The 20,136-nt window shown below is 42.7% G+C and carries 15 protein-coding genes; 1 reads left to right on the top strand and 14 read right to left on the bottom strand.

All coding sequences use genetic code 11. From position 1 onward, the window contains the following. Positions 1-70 precede the first annotated feature (70 nt). The 3 genes from M1F74_RS03210 to pbp2b form a co-directional block, all read right to left on the bottom strand. Positions 71-1,114 (bottom strand): D-alanine--D-alanine ligase, encoded by a 1,044-nt coding sequence (locus M1F74_RS03210; protein ID WP_247946263.1) that lies wholly within the window; start codon positions 1,112-1,114, stop codon positions 71-73. Positions 1,115-1,287: 173 nt separating this feature from the next. Further along, a complete protein-coding gene (gene recR, locus M1F74_RS03205) occupies positions 1,288-1,884 on the bottom strand; it encodes a recombination mediator RecR (RefSeq protein WP_247946262.1) in 597 nt (198 codons plus the stop codon). Between the two features lie 10 nt (positions 1,885-1,894). Further along, on the bottom strand, positions 1,895-3,937 hold the full coding sequence (gene pbp2b, locus M1F74_RS03200) for a penicillin-binding protein PBP2B (protein WP_061588648.1): 2,043 nt from the start codon (positions 3,935-3,937) through the stop codon (positions 1,895-1,897). Positions 3,938-4,193: 256 nt separating this feature from the next. On the opposite strand from pbp2b, the gene M1F74_RS03195 reads away from it, so the two are divergent. Beyond that, positions 4,194-5,045 (top strand): MurR/RpiR family transcriptional regulator, encoded by an 852-nt coding sequence (locus M1F74_RS03195; RefSeq protein ID WP_061588649.1) that lies wholly within the window; start codon positions 4,194-4,196, stop codon positions 5,043-5,045. Positions 5,046-5,060: 15 nt separating this feature from the next. On the opposite strand, the gene M1F74_RS03190 is transcribed toward M1F74_RS03195, so the two are convergent. From M1F74_RS03190 to recG, 11 genes are all read right to left on the bottom strand, one after another. Beyond that, positions 5,061-5,945 carry an ROK family protein gene (locus tag M1F74_RS03190; RefSeq protein WP_247946261.1) on the bottom strand — a complete coding sequence of 295 codons (885 nt, stop codon included), beginning with the start codon at positions 5,943-5,945 and terminating at the stop codon, positions 5,061-5,063. A 17-nt stretch (positions 5,946-5,962) separates the two neighbouring features. Beyond that, positions 5,963-6,880: a dihydrodipicolinate synthase family protein gene (locus tag M1F74_RS03185; protein WP_247946260.1), complete on the bottom strand. Its 918-nt coding sequence runs from the start codon at positions 6,878-6,880 to the stop codon at positions 5,963-5,965. Between the two features lie 171 nt (positions 6,881-7,051). Continuing rightward, positions 7,052-7,696 (bottom strand): YesL family protein, encoded by a 645-nt coding sequence (locus M1F74_RS03180; RefSeq protein WP_247946259.1) that lies wholly within the window; start codon positions 7,694-7,696, stop codon positions 7,052-7,054. 20 nt (positions 7,697-7,716) lie between these two features. Continuing rightward, positions 7,717-8,169, bottom strand: coding sequence for a YhcH/YjgK/YiaL family protein (locus M1F74_RS03175; protein ID WP_198464462.1), 453 nt, complete (start codon positions 8,167-8,169; stop codon positions 7,717-7,719). Positions 8,170-8,657: 488 nt separating this feature from the next. After that, on the bottom strand, positions 8,658-9,497 hold the full coding sequence (locus M1F74_RS03170) for a carbohydrate ABC transporter permease (RefSeq protein WP_001183243.1): 840 nt from the start codon (positions 9,495-9,497) through the stop codon (positions 8,658-8,660). Between the two features lie 15 nt (positions 9,498-9,512). Further along, positions 9,513-10,379, bottom strand: coding sequence for a carbohydrate ABC transporter permease (locus tag M1F74_RS03165; protein WP_001209417.1), 867 nt, complete (start codon positions 10,377-10,379; stop codon positions 9,513-9,515). A 221-nt stretch (positions 10,380-10,600) separates the two neighbouring features. Then, positions 10,601-11,929: an ABC transporter substrate-binding protein gene (locus M1F74_RS03160; RefSeq protein WP_247946258.1), complete on the bottom strand. Its 1,329-nt coding sequence runs from the start codon at positions 11,927-11,929 to the stop codon at positions 10,601-10,603. A gap of 114 nt (positions 11,930-12,043) precedes the next feature. Next, on the bottom strand, positions 12,044-12,742 hold the full coding sequence (locus M1F74_RS03155; protein WP_001135660.1) for an N-acetylmannosamine-6-phosphate 2-epimerase: 699 nt from the start codon (positions 12,740-12,742) through the stop codon (positions 12,044-12,046). A gap of 232 nt (positions 12,743-12,974) precedes the next feature. Further along, complete coding sequence (locus M1F74_RS03150; RefSeq protein WP_247946257.1) at positions 12,975-16,478, bottom strand: SIALI-17 repeat-containing surface protein; 3,504 nt, start codon at positions 16,476-16,478, stop codon at positions 12,975-12,977. A gap of 336 nt (positions 16,479-16,814) precedes the next feature. Continuing rightward, positions 16,815-17,795 carry an acetylxylan esterase gene (locus tag M1F74_RS03145; RefSeq protein ID WP_247946256.1) on the bottom strand — a complete coding sequence of 327 codons (981 nt, stop codon included), beginning with the start codon at positions 17,793-17,795 and terminating at the stop codon, positions 16,815-16,817. A gap of 317 nt (positions 17,796-18,112) precedes the next feature. Beyond that, positions 18,113-20,128 carry an ATP-dependent DNA helicase RecG gene (gene recG, locus M1F74_RS03140; protein ID WP_247946255.1) on the bottom strand — a complete coding sequence of 672 codons (2,016 nt, stop codon included), beginning with the start codon at positions 20,126-20,128 and terminating at the stop codon, positions 18,113-18,115. Between the last annotated feature and the right edge of the window lie 8 nt (positions 20,129-20,136).

Here is a 20,136-nt window from a genome sequence, read left to right as displayed (position 1 = left end):
AAAAGGGTTGAAGTCCGAGAACTCTAGTCACCATGCAGTGATAGTTCTGGCTTCTACCCCTTCTTTCATTTTATAGCAAATGCGCTTCGTGCTTGTTAAAGCTCTCCTTAGCAAGGTCAACCAAACGCTCGATTAGTTCTGGATAGCTGATTCCCATATTGTCCCAAAGTAGTGGGTACATAGACCACTGGGTAAAACCTGGCATGGTATTGAGCTCGTTTAGGAAAACCTCGCCCTTATCTGTATAGAAGAAATCACAACGAGATAGACCAAGGCCACCGATCGCACGGAAGGCAGTTTCTGCATTTTGACGCATGACAGCTACTACATCATCACTAATCTTGGCTGGGATGTCCATGGTAATCTTGTTGTCAATATACTTGGCATCGTAGTCGTAGAAAGCAACGTCCTTGACCACTTCACCAGGAAGCGTGCTCTTAACATCGTAGTTTCCCAAGAGACCAACCTCGATTTCACGGGCATTCACTCCTTGCTCAACCAAGACACGGCTGTCATATTGGAAGGCAAGTTCCAAAGCTTGACGGAGTTCTTCTTGGTTTTCAGACTTAGAAATACCAACACTTGAACCCATGTTTGACGGTTTCGTGAAGACTGGATAAGTCAATTTTTCTTCAACTTCAGCGATTTTAGAAGTCACATCATCACCTTCAACGATGGCCACATAAGGAACTTGGGCAATCCCTACAGATTCTAAAACACGCTTGGTCGTGATTTTATCCATGGCAAGGCTTGATGACAAGATATTGCAGCCGACATAGGGCATTTTCAAAACTTCCAAGAATCCTTGAACAGAGCCATCTTCTCCCATTGGACCATGAAGGACGGGGAAGACCACTGCACCTTCCTCATAGATAGCACTTGGTGCAACTTGCTTATCCCAATCAATGGTCTCATTTGTCATGAGACGATCCTCTTGACCTGGAGTCTGGCTAAATTCTTGCGTTTTGATAAAGTCACCTGACTGGCTGATAAAGAAAGTCTTGACTGTGAAACGGTCGTAGTTGACCGCACGCATAACACTTTCAGCTGACAATACAGACACTTCACGTTCTGCACTGCGTCCGCCGTATAAAAGAATAATTGTTTGTTTCATATTGTTTGTCCTAATTCTAATAGAATATTCGTTCTTTAGTATATCATATTTGCTTCTTTTTTAAAACTTGAAGCTAATACTGATCTTCAAAAAACATAAAAAGAGACCGATAAAAACAAAGTCGGTCTCCTCGATTTTTGTATAATGAATTGAGTTTGTAAACTGGTCTTCACCTACAACTCTGTCCGATTTTCAATGGCTCGTAAGAGTGTGACCTCATCCGCATACTCGATATCTGCTCCCACGGCTAGTCCTCGTGCTAGACGAGTGACTTTGATACCAGCTGGTTTGAGCAAACGAGAGAGATACATAGATGTCGCTTCTCCATCTGCTGTCGCATTGGTTGCCACGATCACCTCTGAAACCTCACTATCCATGAGACGGGTCATGAGGCTCTTGAGATTGATATCGTCTGGGCTGATGCCATTCATCGGAGAAATGAGTCCATGCAAGACATGATAGAGTCCGTGGTATTCTTGGATGTTTTCCATAACAGCCACATCGCGACTATCCTCTAGCACCAAGATCGTTGTCTGGTCTCGAGTCGGATCTGTGCAGATAGAGCAGGGATCATCATCGGTCAAGCGACCACAGATGGAACAATAGGTCAATTCCCGCTTGGCAGATAGGAGATTTTTTGCAAATTCATTGACATCGTCATCAGACATTCCAATGGTATAGAAGGCGAGACGAGTAGCCGTTTTGATCCCGATACCTGGAAGCTTCGAATAGCTATCAATTAACTTGGCAATAGGTGTTGGATACAGCATAAGTTCCTTTCTAATTCATTGGATGTTGTTGGTTATAAAGATTGATGATATCACGCGCGATTGAAGGTCCGACACCATTTGTTAGGTTGGTGTTATGAGGAAAGACGACTGCGACCGCGATTTGAGGATTATCGGACGGAGCATAAGCAACTGCGTTGGTATTATTGGCCTTTTGACCACCATTAACATAACTTTCGGCAGTACCTGTCTTCCCACTGATGGAAACGGCTGCGCCATTTGAAAAGGCACGACCAGTTGTCAGAGCGCTCGTTCCATGCGAAACTTGATAGAAACCTTGGTGCAAGAGGGCCATATCCGCTTCTGAGATATTGATCTTGTTCAGTTCCTTGGTGGCTGTTTCTTGAACTAGATTACCTAAGCCACCTTGTTCATTGTTTCCATAAACTCCCTCAACGATGTGAGGAGCCAATCGTACGCCATTGTTTGCAATGGTTGCGACATACTGGGCTAACTGCATAGGTGTGTAGTTATCAAACTGGCCAAAGGCGTTATTAATATAGTTGGCCAAATCAAATTCTTTTGGTGTAAATCCTGTAGATTCATCTGGGAGGTCAATCTCTGTTGAAGCTCCAAGTCCATATTCCCCAAAGGTTGATCGCAACTTGCCCATTGCAGTTTCTAACTGATCAGTTGCGACTATCATATTTGGCTGGTAGGACTGCCCCATGATCCCTAGCGCAGTCTGAACCATGTAGGTATTAGAAGAGTACTCTAGAGCCTCAACTGCTGTGATAGGGAAGGAGCCATAGGACAAGGTATACCATGAATTGATCGGAGCCGAACCTTGGAAAACAATCGGCTGATCTGTCAAAGTTTGATTTCCTGACAAGACCCCATTTTCCCAACCAGAGCTAAGGGTTGCTGCCTTAACGACAGATCCTGGAACAAAGACATTGGTTATCGTTCCTAGCGAATCTGAACTTAATTCACCGGATTCGACATCATGCTTGACACCCGACATCGCTAGAACTGCACCGGTTTTAGGATTGAGGGCTACAGCGTAGACTCCTTCAGAGTATTTGGCTCCACCGTTACCCAACTCTGAGTTGAAGTAGCTCTTGAGTAGATCATCTACACCATTCTGAAAAGTTAGGTCAATCGTTAGTTTGATGTTGTTTCCTTTGCTTCCTTCTTCGACATTTTCTACACTTTCCATATTCCCGTGTTTGTCGAGGTGGATTTCCTTGACGGAGCGTTTGCCTTGAAGAACATCTTCATATTGCTTTTCAAGATAGGAAGTTCCCACTCGGTCATTGAGAGAATACCCTTTTTTCAAATAAGCGTCCACTTCCTCCGCTGGAAGACCTGATTTTTCACTTGATACACTACCGACAATTGAAGACAAAGAAGTGTCTAGGACTTTCCGATCCCATGAAGTTGAAATACTAATCCCTGGTAATTCCTTGGATGCTGATGCAACGAGAGCAACTTGGGTATCATTCAAGGCATCCGTAGAAATGGTGCCCGTCGCAAAATTTTCAACGGCATTGAGCTGACTAAAGAGATAGATTTCCTTTTTCTGGTCATCTGTATAATTGAGTTGACTCACGTCAATACTTTCAACTGCATTATTGTAGAGAGTCGCTTCAGATAAGCGGTTCCCATCTGAATCTAGGCGTTTATCACTTGGCAAGGATTCGACTGTTGTTTTGTAAACGTCCTGGTCCGCCAAGTAGTAGTCTGCAATCTGACGGTCTGTCAAATTAGGGGAGGTCACATTCACATATGTGAGAAGTTTCTTGGCTGTCTCCTTCAATTCTGCTGCTGTCATTTTATTGTTTCGTGTGAAAGAAACAACCTGCTTGACAGTGTTTTCTACCAAGGGTTTCCCTGCCGCATCATAGATCTGTCCACGAGCTGAACTGGTTGTTACCCTTGTCTGGCTGGCTGAGGCCAATTTTGTTTCATAGAAATCTTTATTGAGCACCTGCATGTATAACAATCGACCAATAATGGCCATAAACAAGAGGATAACAATGGCAAACAGTAAATTAAGCCGAATAGGAATCGAATGGCTATTGAATTTTCTCATACAACTAAGACTCTTTTCTAGAAAAATTTCCGATTTTCACCTTTATTTACATATAAAATAATAGAGCAAACAGGTGAAGCTCAGTACTTTTCATTGTACCATATTTTACGGAGAAACTCTTGGAAAAGTCGAAGCATTTTTTGACTTTCAACTGAAAATGCCTTTTTATTTGGTTATCCTAACTTCTATGATATAATGATAGTAATAGTTAGGAAAGCGTTAACCTTTAAGACTTTGACTCATAAAAAGGAGCCTCATGAACAAGCCAGATATCGCAACCATAATCGACCTCCATTTTGAAGAATTAACCGAGCTCGAGCAAGAAATCGCTCGCTATTTTTTACAACCTGAAACGAGTCAAGATGATCTTTCTTCTCAGCAAGTTACCCAGAAATTACATATCTCCCAAGCAGCATTGACCCGCTTTGCCAAAAAGTGTGGTTTTACAGGTTACCGAGAATTCGTCTTTCAATACCAGCATCAGGCTAGTAAACCGGACACTCATTCCCACAAACATAGTCCTTTGACCAAACGTGTTTTGCGAAGCTACAGTATCATGCGAGAACAAACGCAGGATTTGATTGACGAAGAACAACTGGAACGCGTTGCCCAGTTAATCGAAGATGCTGAGCGTGTCTACTTCTTTGGAACAGGTAGTTCCGGTCTTGTCGCTCGTGAAATGAAACTGCGTTTCATGCGTCTGGGTGTGGTCTGTGAAGCCTTAACCGATCAGGACGGCTTTGCATGGACGACCAGCATCATGGATGAAAATTGTCTAGTACTCGGTTTCTCACTTTCTGGTACAACTCCTTCTATTTTAGACAGTCTATTAGACGCAAAAGAGATGGGGGCCAAGACCATCCTCTTTACCAGCGCTCCAAACAAAAATAGTCAGGCCTATACAGAGACCGTTCTTGTTGCTAGCCACAGCCAGCCTTCCTACATTCAACGGATATCCGCTCAGCTCCCCATGCTCTTCCTTATAGATTTGGTTTATGCCTACTTTTTGGAAATCAATCGTGAAAGCAAGGAGAAAATCTTTAATAGCTATTGGGAAAATAAAAAACTCAATGGCTATCGTAGACAAAAACGCGTTAGAAAATCCTAGTTTGGTTGAACCAAACTAGGATTGTTTTGTTTTGAAATGATAATAGGCACCCAACATACCTGCTGTGTTTTGGTGATGGGCAAATTCTAATCGTGTTTTTTCAGCTAGGCTTGGCACCAAGGCCGCCTTCAAGGCTGTGCGGATCTTCGGTTTGAGGATAGCCTCTTGCCCCATGATCCCGCCACCGAGAATGACCACTTCTGGATTGGCAACGTAGCAAATATTTGCCAGACCTTTTCCTAGATAGTCTACCATACGGTCAATACCAGCCATACATATTTTGTTTCCTTCGGTAGCTTCCTTAAAGATGCGTCGGCCATTCCACTGATCAACTGAATCTCCATGAGCTGTTGCTACATACTCAACCAAGGCTGTCGTAGAAGCAAGATCCTGAAAAGCTCCATCCTGCATGTGCATGTAACCGACTTCGCAAGCTGAGTTGCTAAATCCATGGAAGACTTTCCCATCCATAATCAAGCAACCACCGATACCTGTTCCAATAGTCAAGCAAAGTGTGACACTCGCTCCCTTACCTGAACCAGATACTGCCTCAGCCAGACCTGCACAGTTGACATCATTTTCAATTTCACAAGGAATCCCAAAACTCGTCTCGATTTCCTTCTTGAACTGGGTTCCTGCATAGTTGGGAATCTGAGGACCAGCGTAGAAAATTTCACCCTTATCAGGATCCACCATTCCTGCTGAAGAAATGGCAACACCTGCTACTGGGCCTTTTTCTAAATAGCTGGCTACGATATCTTTTGTCTTTTGTAAGATATGGGGTCCACCCTTATGCGCCTCAGTTGGCATTTCATGCGATTCAACAAGTTGACCTTCTTGGTCAATCAAACCATATTTGATGTTGGTTCCACCGATATCAATTGCAACGTAGTGTGTCATAAATACCTCCTTATGGATTAGAGGAAGCGCTCCTTGGTTTCACGAATCAATTGCGCTGCTGCTTCTACAACTGGTCGATCTTCTTCAGTCACTGGTGTCAATGGTGAACGAACTGAACCAATGTTCAAACCTTCATTGATTTTCAATACTTCTTTGATGACACCGTACATATTTCCATGTGCAGAAGTGAGTTTGCCAATGATTGCATTGATAGCGTATTGCAATTCACGCGCTGTTTCCAAATCTTTCTCTGCAATCAACTGATTGAGTTTCAAGAAGAGTTCTGGCATCGCGCCATAAGTACCACCAATACCAGCTTTAGCACCCATGAGGCGACCACCTAGGAACTGTTCATCTGGACCATTAAAGACGATGTGGTCTTCTCCACCAAGGCTGACAAAGGTTTGGATATCTTGAACTGGCATAGAAGAGTTCTTAACACCGATAACACGAGGATTCTTCAACATTTCAGTGTAAAGGCTTGGAGTCAAAGCAACACCTGCTAATTGAGGAATGTTGTAGATAACATAGTCTGTGTTTGGAGCTGCAGCACTGATATCGTTCCAGTATTTGGCAACTGAGTACTCAGGCAAGCGGAAGTAAATCGGTGGAATCGTTGCAATGGCATCTACACCCAAACTTTCTGCGTGGCGAGCAAGTTCAATACTGTCTTTTGTATTGTTGCAAGCAACGTGAGCAATGATAGTCAATTTACCTTTGGCAACTGCCATAACTTCTTCCAAAATCAACTTGCGATCTGCCACACTTTGGTAGATACATTCACCAGAAGAACCATTGACATAGAGACCTTGAACTCCCTTATCAATGAAGTATTGAACCAAGGCACGCGTACGCTCTGGACTGACTTCTCCTTGATCATCATAACATGCGTAGAAGGCTGGAATGACACCTTCGTATTTTTTCAAATCTGACATAGATTTTCTCCTAAGATTTCTTTTTTTCTGCTGAGAGCAGTTCTATTTTTTACAAGTTTAGTATACACCTTGTGAAAATCGCTTTCAATATCTTGTATACACTTAGATTTTAGTTTCTACTTGTATTTTAGAAACTGTAACGATTGAAAGTAGTTTCAGAAACAAGCCATCCTACTGGTATTTGGCGAAGATTTTCTCCATCAATCCTGCTTGGAGAAAGACCAGCAAACCAAAACCAAAGAGGATAAAAGCTGACCCACCCAAAAGGAGAGTGAAGGCGGATAGATAAAGAACCATCACTATGAGAAAGAGAATGGCTAACATGAGGAAGAACCAAGGAAAGTTAAAACTTGCCAAGATAAGCCCTTTTTGCAGCACTTCTTTCCAAGACAAATCATAGCGCGCAGCGATGGGATAACTAGCCAACATCACCAGAGTGAGGAAGATGAGAATCCCCAAACATATAGCTTTCACAATCTGGAAAGGCAAAGCAGTCTGTCCCCAGAAGAGATAGAGGTCTAAAAGACTCAGCAAAACAATTCCTAACTCCAGCAAACCTAACTGAAGCCCCAGTTTCAAATTTTGCTTGAAGGCCCTTATATAAGTTCTAAAGACTGGTACCCGTCTGCTTCTCTTAATCTCGAACATAGTCTCATAGAGGCTGATTTTCGCCACTCCAATCGTCACGATGGGCAAACAAGAGACGACAAAAAGAAGATTGACTGTAACGATATCCAAAACCTTCTCACTGAAACGCATGAGAAAATTATCTGTATCAAATGCTGCCTTGATAAGGCTTACTCCTTTTTGTGCCATGTTTGCTCCTCCTGATTCTTTTAATCAATCAAAATTTTAAAGAGATACTTGCGAACTTTTTCTTCCATCCCTGCGTAGCCATTTGGCTGGTGTGGTTCTCCTGGGAAGAAAATTGCAAAATTGTGATAGCCCAACAAGAGTGGGTATTTTTCATGACAATGGACAAAGCCAATGTCGCTCGCTTCGTCGAATGCTACTGCTTCGTCTTTGATACGTGAACCGTAGCTCGAATATTCATGTCCTTCTACCAGCAAATGCAAGTCTGCATAATTCTTATGGTGTTCAAATTGATCATTTTTAGCTTGATTGAGGACATTTTCCTGAACAACTAGAAAGACCTTGTCCCCGTCAATCTCATACTTACCGAGTTCGAAAGAATCCTTACGGTGCTGATAGAGATAGTCGATAGCCTTGTCTAGATTGGGATGGATTCCCTTGTAAAAGGCGATGTTTTTCAAATCGTCAAAAATCATACTGTTTCCTTCGTTTCTGATAGTTACTATTTTTCAGTTCCTAATGTTCATCCTCTATTCCCTGTAATAGTGCAGGCGGAAGCAAATTCCTTCGGTATTTCATTCCTAATTTTTGAGTCTTTTGCTCTTTCATCGTCAGTCTCAAAAATTCCGTCTAAGATAAGCGTAAGATGCTTATCTTAGATACCACTAAAGCGGAAAATAGTTACCATAAAACGAACCTACTCTAACTAGTATCATGAAAAGAGTTTATTCTTAAGTTGATAAGTGTCTGACAAAACTTCACGAAGTAACTGCATACTCTCCATTTTGTAGACACTTATGAAACTATATTTCTCTTAGTCTATAACATATTCTTCTGAATTTTGATAGACAGTTTTTCCTATACTCAATGAAAATCGAAGAACAAACTAGGAAGCTAACCGCAGGCAATACTTAAGTATGGCAAGGTGATGCTGACGTAGTTTGAATTCGATTTTCGCAGAGTATTATCCTTTAACAGCTCCCATAGTAATACCCTGAGTGAAGGATTTTTGGAAGACAAGGAAGACGGTTACGATTGGCACGGCTGCAAGAGCTGCACCTGCCATGATCAAACCATAGTTGGTTGCCATTTCAGCCTGCATGGTCGCAACCCCGAGTGAGATGGTCAAGTTTTGACGTGAAGTCAACATAACCAACTGCATAAAGTAGTCGTTCCAAGTATTGATGAAGGTAAAGATTGCAAGGGCTGCAAATCCTGGTTTCACAATTGGGAAGGCTACGCTCCAGAAAGTACGAATCTCACCACAACCGTCGATTTTAGCTGATTCAAGCAATTCTGTAGGGATGTTTTCGCTGAATTGTTTCATAAGGAAGACCCCAAATGGCCATCCGATCAAAGGCAAGATAACTGCCCAAAGAGTGTCATGGATTCCCATGAAGTTGACGATACGTACCAATGGTACAAGGACAACTTGTTTTGGAAGTGCCATGGCAGCGATAAAGACTGCAAAGAGGATGCGTTGACCATAGAAACGTTTCTTAGCCAAGACATAACCTGCTAGAGAAGAAGTTGCACAGACTAGGAACATGGTTACTAGTGAGATAAATACAGAGTTCCACATCCACTGCATAGCAGGGTTTTGCACCATGAGTTGTTGAAAGTTCTCCATGGTTGGCATTTTAGGGAACCACTGTGGTGGAATCATAATGGTATCAGGCTGTGATTTGAAGGCCCCTGTCAAGATCCAGTAGAATGGAAAGATGAACAGTACGGTCAACAAGAGCAAGATAATCGTTGAGATAACAGTGAAAGCTGTTAAGGGTTTCTTTTGTGTAGGTTGCATAACTGTCTCCTTTCTTTAGTATTCTACGTCGTTTCCGAGGATCTTGAATTGAGCAAAGCTGACAATGGCAATCATCACTGCCAAGAAGACACCGATGGTATTGGCATAGCCGTATTCTGTCAATTGGAAGGCTTTTTCGTAAAGGTAGTACATCAAGGTACTTGTTGAATAGTTTGGACCACCAGAAGTCAAGAGCTGAATCAAGGCGAAACATTGGAATGAGTTGATGGTTGTGATGATCGCGATGTAAAGAGTTGTTGGAAGAAGGCTAGGCCATTTGATCTTCCAGAAGACTTGGAACTCAGTCGCACCGTCTACACGCGCTGCTTCAACAAGTGAGTTATCAATATTCCCCATAGCAGCGATATAAAGGATAATCGGCTGACCAACAGATGTTGTCAAAAGGATAATCATAATCGCTAGCAAAGCCCAGTTTTTATCACCCAGCCAAGAAATGTTTTGACTGATGATGTGACTTGACTTAAGGACAAAGTTTAGAATCCCTGATAGGGGATCATAAATCCATTTCCATACAACCGTTACGGCAACACTACCTGTAACTACAGGAAGGAAGAAGACGAAACGATAGAAAGAACGGGCAATCGCATTTTGATGATAGGTTTGAGATGCTACAAAGAGCGAGAAGAGAACCACAATCGGTACTGATCCAATAACTAGGATAACGGTATTGATCAAAGACTTGGTAAAGACAGGATCTTTAAACATGCGAATGTAGTTGTCCAAACCAACAAACTCAAAGCTGGTCATGGAGTAGTTAAAGAAACTTGTAATGAACCCCATAATCATAGGAGCCAAGACAAAGATCACAAAGAAGAATAACACTGGTGCTAGGAAAGCATAGGAAATCACTGTTTCCCGCATACGAATTTTATTGACTTTCACAGTCGGCACCTCTCTTTCAAATAGAATAGTTTTTGATTTTCTTGAACTGTTTTAAAACCAAAATGAAATTTTTTAAGATTCGCTTATGTAAGAACTTCATTTTAATTTCGTGACAGTTCCTACCATTTCAAACAAAAGTCCCCCCCTTTTCTTACACCATAGTGCACAGGGAAAAGGGGGGAATCAATCTGACTTAGTGCTTATTGTTTTGTAGCTTTTTTGATTGTTTCGTTAGCTTTTTCAGTGAAGGCTTTCAAAGCATCCGCTGGTTTTTCGTCACCATTTGACACAGATTGCAACATTGGGAACCAAAGTGTTCTCATTTCAGCAAATCCATCGATAGTGTTGTAGTATGGTGAGTAGTATTTAGTCCAGCTGCTGATTGTTTCCATACGTTTGTCTTCATAAAGTTTGCCAAATGAAGTACGAACTGGGAAGGCACCTGTACGAACAACGTCTTTAGGACCCCATTCTTTGTCATCTGCGATGAATTGAACGAATTTCTTAGCAGCTGCGATTTTCTTGTCGTCTTTGTTGTTAAATACTGCAAATCCGTTTACAAGGTATTCAAGAGATGGTTTACCAGAGTCTGATGGGAATGGTACTTCTACCACGTCTACCTTACTTGCTTCCAAGAGTTTCGCTTGGATACCGTTTTGAGCTGGTGCCCAAAGGATTGTATATGAAGTTTGACCGTTGGCAAAGTTTTGGATATCTGCTCCACCGTCAAATTGTGAACCATTGTTCAACAAACCGTCCTTGATCCAGCTAGCAGCTTTTTCAAGACCTTTGACGAATTTAGGATCGTCAGTTGTATATTTAGTTACGTCTTTGTCTGTTACAGAACCGCCATAAAGATTTGCAATGAAGGCACGTGTTCCTTGGTCTCCCCCTTGACCAGAACTGAACAATGAACCTGGTGTATAGCCTTTATCTTTAAGCGCTTTCAAAACTTTTTCAAAGTCATCAGTTGTCCAACCTTCTTTTACAAGGTTTGCAACTCCAGCATCTTCCAACATTTTCTTGTTCATAGCCATGTAGAATGGAGCTGAACTGATTGGATACATGTAAGCTTTGTCACCAGCCTTACTTGCTTGTACGATGTTTTCATTATTGACATCTTTGACGAATTCGTCTGTGAAGAGGTCGTTCAACTCAGCCAATTTACCATTTTTACCGTATTGGATGATACGTCCTGGTGCGTCAAAGAGTACGTCTGGTGCTGTTCCTGCTTCGATGGCTGTTGTGATCTTTTCAGGACCTGACTTGAAGTCGATGGTTTCCAATTTCACTTTTACATCTGGATTTGCTTTTTCAAAAGCTTCGATGATTGATTTTTCATAAGTTCCAACACCGTCACCCGTTTTTTCTTGTGTGAAGACTGGGAATGCCCACCAAGTGATTTCTGTTTTTCCGCTATCGCTACCAGAATTTGCAGCATCTTTACTTCCACCAGAGTTACCACAAGCCGCAAGGCCAAGAATCGCAGCACCCGCAAGTACTGTACAAGCTAGTTTTCTAAATTTCATTTGTATTCTCCTAATTGTTAAGCGTGTCCATATTGGATAGTGAGTAAGCTTCTATTTGTATACGTTTTCATTTTATCCGACGCATCGACCACTCTCCTCTGTTTTGAGATTATGTTATTTAAGACCGGCAACAAAGCGTTCCGTAATCTCTTTTGGTCTAGTAATCGCTCCACCAACAACGATACCTCGCACCCCATATTCAAGGATTTGCTTGGCTTGTTCTGGTGTGTGAATCTTCCCTTCAGCGATGACATCCACACCTGCTTCACACAGTTTTTTGATCAGTTCAAAGTCTGGACCATCTACCTTAGGACTATAAGAGGTGTAACCTGACAGGGTTGTTCCAACAAAATCAACACCTGCCTCAACTGCTGCTATTCCTTCTTCAAACGTGCTGGTATCAGCCATTAAGAGTTGATGCGGATACTTTTCTTTGACTTGTCGGATAAAGTCTTGGATTTCCAAACCGTCGTAACGTTCACGTTTGGTACAATCCAGAGCAATGACCTCAATATCTAGTTCAGCCAGTTCATCCACTTCTCTCATCGTAGCTGTAATGAAGGGCTCCTGTGGCGGATAGTCACGTTTGATGATTCCGATAATTGGGAGTTTCGTAACCTCCTTGATCTCCTTGATATCGCGAACACTGTTTGCTCGGATACCGACTGCTCCACCTTGCTCAGCCGCTTTGACTAGCAAGGGAATGACTCCTCCCGCTTCTGTGTAAAGCGGTTCGTGAGGAAGTGCCTGGCAAGAGACAATGATTCCATCTTTGATTTGTTCAATCAAGGCTTCTTTGCTGATCTGTGGCATCCTCTTTCCTCCCTTTCTTGTTCTTATGGGCTTATTATATATTATTTGTTAAGCGCTTTCAATAGCTTGTGGTAGAATAGATTTCAGTTTCAAAAGTATTTTATAGAACAGACTATCCTGAAAGTAGTTTCAGACATCTTATGATTTCGAATCAACCTGAATGTCATCAAAAAAGATAGCAGGCTGAAAAACCTGCTATCTCTTCTGAGACTTACTCAAATAGCTTTTCTTATTATTCTTTTCTCCTCTTGCCTAATGCAAACAAGGATAAAAGCATACCTGAAAGACCAAGGGACATCAGTGAGCTTGTTTCCTTGCTTCCTGTATTTGGAAGTTCATCTTGTTTAGCTGCTGGAGCTTGATAGGTCACATCTTGTCCTAGAGATAGTTTATTGTCTGCAGCTGCCAATACTAGATTAGTTTCTCCCTTGTACTCTGACACTTCATGGACTGCTGCCTCAGCGCCATTGACTCCACCCTTATATTCTGGCAGGTCATTTGAAGCTGCCAAGACAAAGTTAGCACCTCCGCTATATTCCGGAACCTCATTTGAAGCTGCTTGAACTGCATTGACACCACCCTTGAACTCTGGAAGTTCATGGACTGCTGCCTCAACTGCATTGACACCACCTGTGAATTCTGGTTTTTCTACCGTTGGAGCCGGTTCTTCACCTACTGTTGCCAATGGACCGGTGTACTCTGGTACCTCTGCCACAGCCGCTTCTTCTGCATTTACACCACCTGTGAATTCCGGTTTTTCTACCGTTGGAGCTGGTTCTTCACCTGCTGTTGCCAATGGACCCGTGTACTCTGGTACCTCTGCCACAGCCGCTTCTTCTGCATTAACGCCTCCTGTGAATTCCGATTTTTCTACCGTTGGAGCTGGCTCTTCTCCTACTGTTGCTAATGAACCTGTGTACTCTGGTATCTCTGCCACAGCAGCTTCTCCTGCATTAACGCCTCCTGTAAACTCTGGAACCTCATGGATAGCAGCTTCACTGCCATTAATACCATCGCTTAGTTTAGAGCCAGCTAAAGAAACTGGTAAATTGTGCATGCTTTCAATTGCACCCTCAGATAGACCTGTAATCCTTTGCCCCATATCCTCTGGATCCACTGTAAATAGGAGTGTTTTTGTATCGTACTGGGTCATAAAGGTTGCTGTCTTGCCATTTGCCAATTGAAGGGTCGGAGCCTTGTTTACCAATACTTCCGAATCGAACTCCATGGCAATGATACCTGGCCATTTTTGGATAGCATATTTTACTTTTGCTTCTTTAGGAGAAATTCTTTCCTTAGTCAAGAAATCCCAGTTAAATTTCTTAAAGGAAAGTGTGTACGGAACTCCTCCAGGAGCATGGTGTTCATATAAAAGTCCAAATTCATCTGGCCCGATTTGTTGAAGTGAGTTATAAGCATACTCACCTTCTTGAATCAAATGGTGGTGCAACCAAGTTAGCTGACCATCTTCTTCTACACGAGCCACTCGAATATACCCATTTTTACGACCAGGACCGTTCGCATTTGCCAAGAGAATATACTCTTTACCATTTTGAACCGTATGAGTCGCAGCCATTTGAACATAAACGTCTGGCACGTCGTAACGTTCAACGTTATTGTCCCAAGTTAGACCACCATCATGACTGGTTGCAACCTGTAGATCTTCTGTCAATCCTCGCATAAAGAGTTTAAGATCTCCATTGTTTAACTGAACAACAGAAGCTTCCGTATTTTGAGCATAATAATTGCTCATGGTGCTTGAATCAACCACTGTACCATCATAAAGTGTACGATTGTCGTTGACACCACCACCCATATGCCAAGTCTTACCATGGTCGTCTGAGTAGATGATTCGAGATGATTGAGAACCATTGAGGTGGTTAGCCCGGTTGGTCGTATAGACAGGAACGACGATTCGACCTTTATGTGGTCCAGTACGAAGGGTAATCCCCACTCCAGGCCCAACACCTAAAAATTTCATCCAATCGGCTTTGACCATCGGAGTAATATCTTGAGGCGCTGACCAGGTCTTCCCGTCGTCATCACTATAGGACATCCATAGGTAGCTATCCTTCGCAATTCTAAATGGAGATGTTTTGTTTGTTGTGAAGTAGATATTGCCTAGCAGCTGGTCACCCTTGTATAGATCACCCTTATCGCTATAGGCCGGTTTAACAGGATCTACAACAACGCGGTAGTCTGTTGCTTTACCATCTGGAGTGTAAACTGTACCATTTTCTCGAATAGTATAAGCTTCCTGTTCACCTTCTCGATAGAGGATTTGATAGGTTTTACCATTGATTTCTTTGTAGGCTTCTTCTTTTTGCGAAGACATTCCAAAGATCCCTTTTCCTTCTGGGAACATGTCATAAATGGCAAAGATGCGTTTGGTTTCAGGATCTTGAGTCAAGGTCATATCAATATTCACTGGTGAACCGATTGATGGATCAGAAGCCTTTGGATTGTCACGTAGGTTGGTAATAGTTACTCGATCTCCCCAAGTTTTACCATTATCTTCACTGCGTCTGATGACCATGCCAATATCTCCCCAGTCACTCGAATGGAGACGGCGTTCATCTGCTCCTGCAATCAGTGTTCCTTTATCTGTCTTGAGAAGAGCTGGGATACGATAACTCTTGATGCCATCTTTATTTGGTTGATTGTTCCTACCACCTTCAAAGACGTCTTCTTTCTCAGTGACTTTTGCTCCCTCAGGAAGTTTCTGTTCCAATTCACCTCTTTCAAATAATTGACTCCGTGTTTGAACTTCATCTGGGCTTAAAGCACGATCATAAACGGTTAAGTTTCGTACTTGTAGGTTTGATGCCCAAACTGTTTTATTGCCCCGTTTGGTTGCTCCAAGTTGAGCTTGATTAACATCTGGCATATCTTTGACGAAGTTACCAGATTTGAGACTTGTTCGAGATAAGACACCATTCACATAGAGACGAACTCGACCATGAGGTAACTCCGCTGTTGGTTGTTCGACAGTAAAGGTCACGGAATTCCATTGTCCAGGGCGAACTTTCAAAGGAGCATCTGTATACTTATCATAGAACTGCTCCCCATTAGCGCCACGCCCTTCAATAAGAGCTGTATTATCAAGGACCGACATAGTAAAGTACTCATTTTCCTTGGTGTCACTGGATACAGAAAAGAGATTGTAAAAACGTGGAGCTGATGCATCTGGTTTGAACTCCATGTGAACTGTAGCATTTTTTAGTTGCTTTAGTTTGTCTAGTTCATTTGATAAATCAACTCTCTGACCATTTGCTGCATTGGTTTCAACGTCTTCTTTTTCAAGGACAGGATTAGCATTTTTTAAATCTCTTGAGTAATAGTCACGAGGAATAGCACCCTGATCCTCTGATTCCTCTTCCTTATTTGCTTCTTCTGCAGGGGTTTCGGTAGAGGATGGGGTTTCTGATTCTGCACTCTCATTTTTTTTCAAGTGATCTTGGTCCACCTCAACGCCGTTGTCTTGTGCTGCTGCCAATTTACCAGCCAAATCCTTATCCAAATGAGCAAGATCTCCCGAGGACGCTTCTTTTGGCAATTCTGATAAACCTTGACCAGGTTTGACAGTTTCTGTATTGGCCCCTGCTGCATTGGCTTGCTCTTGAGCTAAGACTGGATTTGCTCCAAATACCACTGTACCAATCACTACCGATGCTGCACCAACTGCAAATTTTCGAATTCCGTATCGCTGTTTCCGATCTAAAGATTTGTAATTCATGTTTGTCCTTTCATTTTTCATAAAATAAAGCGCTTTCTTTTTTCTTTAAAAATTTTTATTGTCTCTTCAAGAGACAAGTTTTACAAGAAAGTAACCAACTCAATGAGAGCTCCCAATCCTCTCCCATTTTCTGCTGAGCCATTCTTTAAGCGCCCAGCAGCCTTTTTCCTCCTTTCATAAGTGACTTTTCCTTTATTATACAATAAAGTCTTATATTTATATCTGTGTTCCTGCAGAATAGATTTTACTTTTAAGAACATTTTAATATTTTAAATTTTCTAAAAGTACTTTCAGGTTTTGGACATAAAAAAGAGAGCTCCTGGGCTCTCTCATTCATTATTTTACATACTTAAAAGGAATCTCACTGCCACAGAGCCAGTTGTAGACTTGGTCATTGACAAAAACATTCATGGCTTCATGGGCATACTCAGGCATGATGCGATAGGCCTTATCGCAGGTCAGACGGTTGTAAATCGCAAACTGGGTAATAGGATAGCAAACATCGTCATCCAAGCCCGTAATCATCTTGACCTCTCCTTTGATACGATGGGCAAGATTCTTCACATCGATATAGGCAAGAGTCGCCATGATTTCCTCCTCTGTTTCATGGAAGGGATCGTGGAACTTGAAATAACGGAAAAGTTCGTCATAGGCTTCACTGGTATTGCCAATCTCAAGCACTCGTCTAAAGTCGGACAAGAAGGGATAGATGGCAACTGTTCGCTGAATCCGAGGATTGAGCGCTGCTGCAACCAGAGCTAAAGCTCCTCCTTGTGAGGCACCATAGCTAGAAAGTCTTTCCTCATCTACCTGTGGCAGACTAGCAACAATTTCGATCAACTGGTAAATATCCAGATAGACATCCTTATAAAAGAGATGTTCCCGACCTTCCACAGCACCACGGATGATATGTCCCTTCACCGTATTTCCTAGTGGAGAGCGCAAGCCGTCTTGCGAATAGCCCGACTGGCCTCGAACGTCCATAGAAACAACCCCGTAACCAGCCACGGTGAAGGCCAGCATGTCAGTCCAGTCCCAGCCACGTCCCATGTACCCATGGAAATGGAAGATTAGCGGAACTTTCTCATCACTCTTTGGAAGGACGACACGTACATAAACCTTGCCTTCATTGGTTCCTTCAAAAGTGAGCTCATAGCACTTGACTTGGGGAATATGGAAATCTCTTTCCTCCAACTGGTAGGCTGGAAGAGATGAAACTTTTTTGACTTCTTCATCCCAAAAAGTATCAAAGTCTTCTGGAATCTCATCCCGTCCTCTATAAGTCTTGATTTCTTCTAATAAAGCTGGATTTTTCATATCATGCTCCTTTTGTTTTGTGATCGCTATCATAACTCTAGCATATCTAGGAAAGCAATGCAAGAAAGAATGCTAAATAGAAAGTGATTTTAGATTCTCTAACTTCAAACAGAGCATCTGAAAGTAGTTTTAAAAATAAAAAGAGCGTTTCCGCTCTCTATTTATCAATAGGTGCTAGCTCCTTTCTCTAGTTTGACGGTTTGGAATTTCTTTTGGTAGGTTACTTTAATAGTCATGTGAGAGTCCTCGTTTCTTTTTGATGACTCTAGTATAAGATCCAAACCTAAAAGCTAGCTTATAGATTTCTTAGAAAAGGCTTAATCCAGATGTTCTCTCTTTTCTAGGTGGAGAGCAATCATGCGCCACTCCGGATCATCTCGCCATCCTTCTATTGAACTAATGTAGCTGGCAACCTTCCTGGCTTCTTCTAAAATTGGAAAATCTTCGATAATATCAGCCACTTGGAACTCTGGTAGGCCTGACTGTCTGGTTCCAAAAATCTCACCCGAACCACGCATTTTCAAATCCTCCTCCGCAAGGACAAATCCATTAGTCGTTTCTGTCATGATGCGCATGCGATCCTTCCCAGAGTCCGTCTTGGGATTAGCCACAAGAACAGCATAAGACTGCTTGTCTCCCCTACCCACACGACCTCTGAGCTGGTGAAGCTGACTGAGACCGAAGCGATCGGCATCCATGATGATCATGACTGTCGCATTGGGGACATTGACTCCAACCTCAATAACAGTTGTAGATACTAGAATATCCGTTTTTTGCTCTTTGAATTCCTGCATGATCTGGTCTTTTTCATCACTCTTCATCTTACCATGTAGAAGAGCTACTTCAGCCTTACCTGCAAAATGAGCCGTCAACTCCTCAGATAAGGCAATGGCATTTTTCAGATCCAGAGCTTCAGATTCTTCAATCAGGGGAGAGATAACATAGGCTTGCGAACCTTTTTGAATTTCTCCCTCTAACCAAGTCAAGACTTGAGCCAGTTGCTCATGCTTAATCCAGCGCGTCACAATAGGCTTCCGCCCTGCTGGCATTTGGTCAATAATGGAAACATCCATATCTCCAAAGGCTGTGATAGCCAGCGTCCGTGGAATGGGCGTCGCCGTCATCATGAGAACGTCAGGATTGTCCCCTTTTTCCCGTAAAATACGCCTTTGGCCCACACCAAAACGATGCTGCTCATCGATGATAATCAAACCAAGACGAGCATAATCAACCCCATCCTGTATCAGAGCGTGTGTTCCGATAATCAAATCAGCCTCACCCTTGGCAATGGTCTCTAAAACTTCTCTTTTTTCTACAGCTTTTAAGGAACCTGTCAAGAGAGCGAGTTTCAAGTCTGGAAAAAGGTTCTGTAAACTCTCAAAGTGTTGCTCCGCAAGGATTTCTGTTGGCACCATAAGAGCTGCCTGATAGCCAGCCGTCACCGCCGCAAACATGGCCAAACCAGCAACCACCGTCTTTCCGCTCCCTACATCTCCTTGCAGAAGACGATTCATGTGATGGTCGGACTTCATGTCGGTCAAAATTTCCTGCAAACTCTTTTCCTGAGCTTGGGTCAGGGCAAAAGGCAGACTTTCTTTAACGGCTGTCACTTTTCCCTGGGACCAATTCAGAACCAGACCGCTTCCCTGAACTCTATTTTCAGACTTGAGTGACTGCAACTGCATTTGAAAATAAAAGAGTTCCTCAAATTTGATCCGGCGAAGGGCCTGCTTGTATTCTGCTAAATCCTTAGGAAAATGCATGGCACGAACGGCCTGACAACGGGACATGAGTTTGTATTTATCCAGTAAAGACTGGGGAAGATTTTCCTCTATCAAGAGGTCCAACCCTTGATCAAAAGCTGTCTTGATGACCTTGACCAGACTGGCCTGACTGATTCCCTGAGCCAGACGATAGACAGGCTGGAGATCATCCTCTACCTGAGCCAGGACCTTCATCCCTGTCAGACTAGCCTTGGCGCGGTCCCATTTTCCAAAGACAGCAAGAGTTGCTCCCAATTCTATCTTATCAGCCAGATAGGGTTGGTTAAAAAAATTCACTGCAAAAACAACTTCTCCCTGCTTGAGACTAAAACGCAGACGATTGCGCTTAAAGCCATAATACTGTACACTAGCAGGAGTTACGACTTGACCAGACAGGACCGCCTTTTCGCCATCTTCCAGATCTAGCACCTGCTTGGTTTTGAAATCTTCATAACGGAAAGGAAAGTAGAGCAAGAGGTCTTGCAAGTTTTCAATTCCTAGTTTGGCGTATTTCTTGGCTGACTTTGGTCCCACACCAGGCAAGACATGCAAGGGTTGATGTAGATTCATGCTCCACT

This window comes from Streptococcus oralis, assembly GCF_023109315.1.
GTDB classification, from domain to species: Bacteria; Bacillota; Bacilli; order Lactobacillales; family Streptococcaceae; genus Streptococcus; species Streptococcus oralis_BS.
Note: the sequence above shows the minus strand (reverse complement) of the source record. Positions and strands in the feature narration are given on the sequence as shown.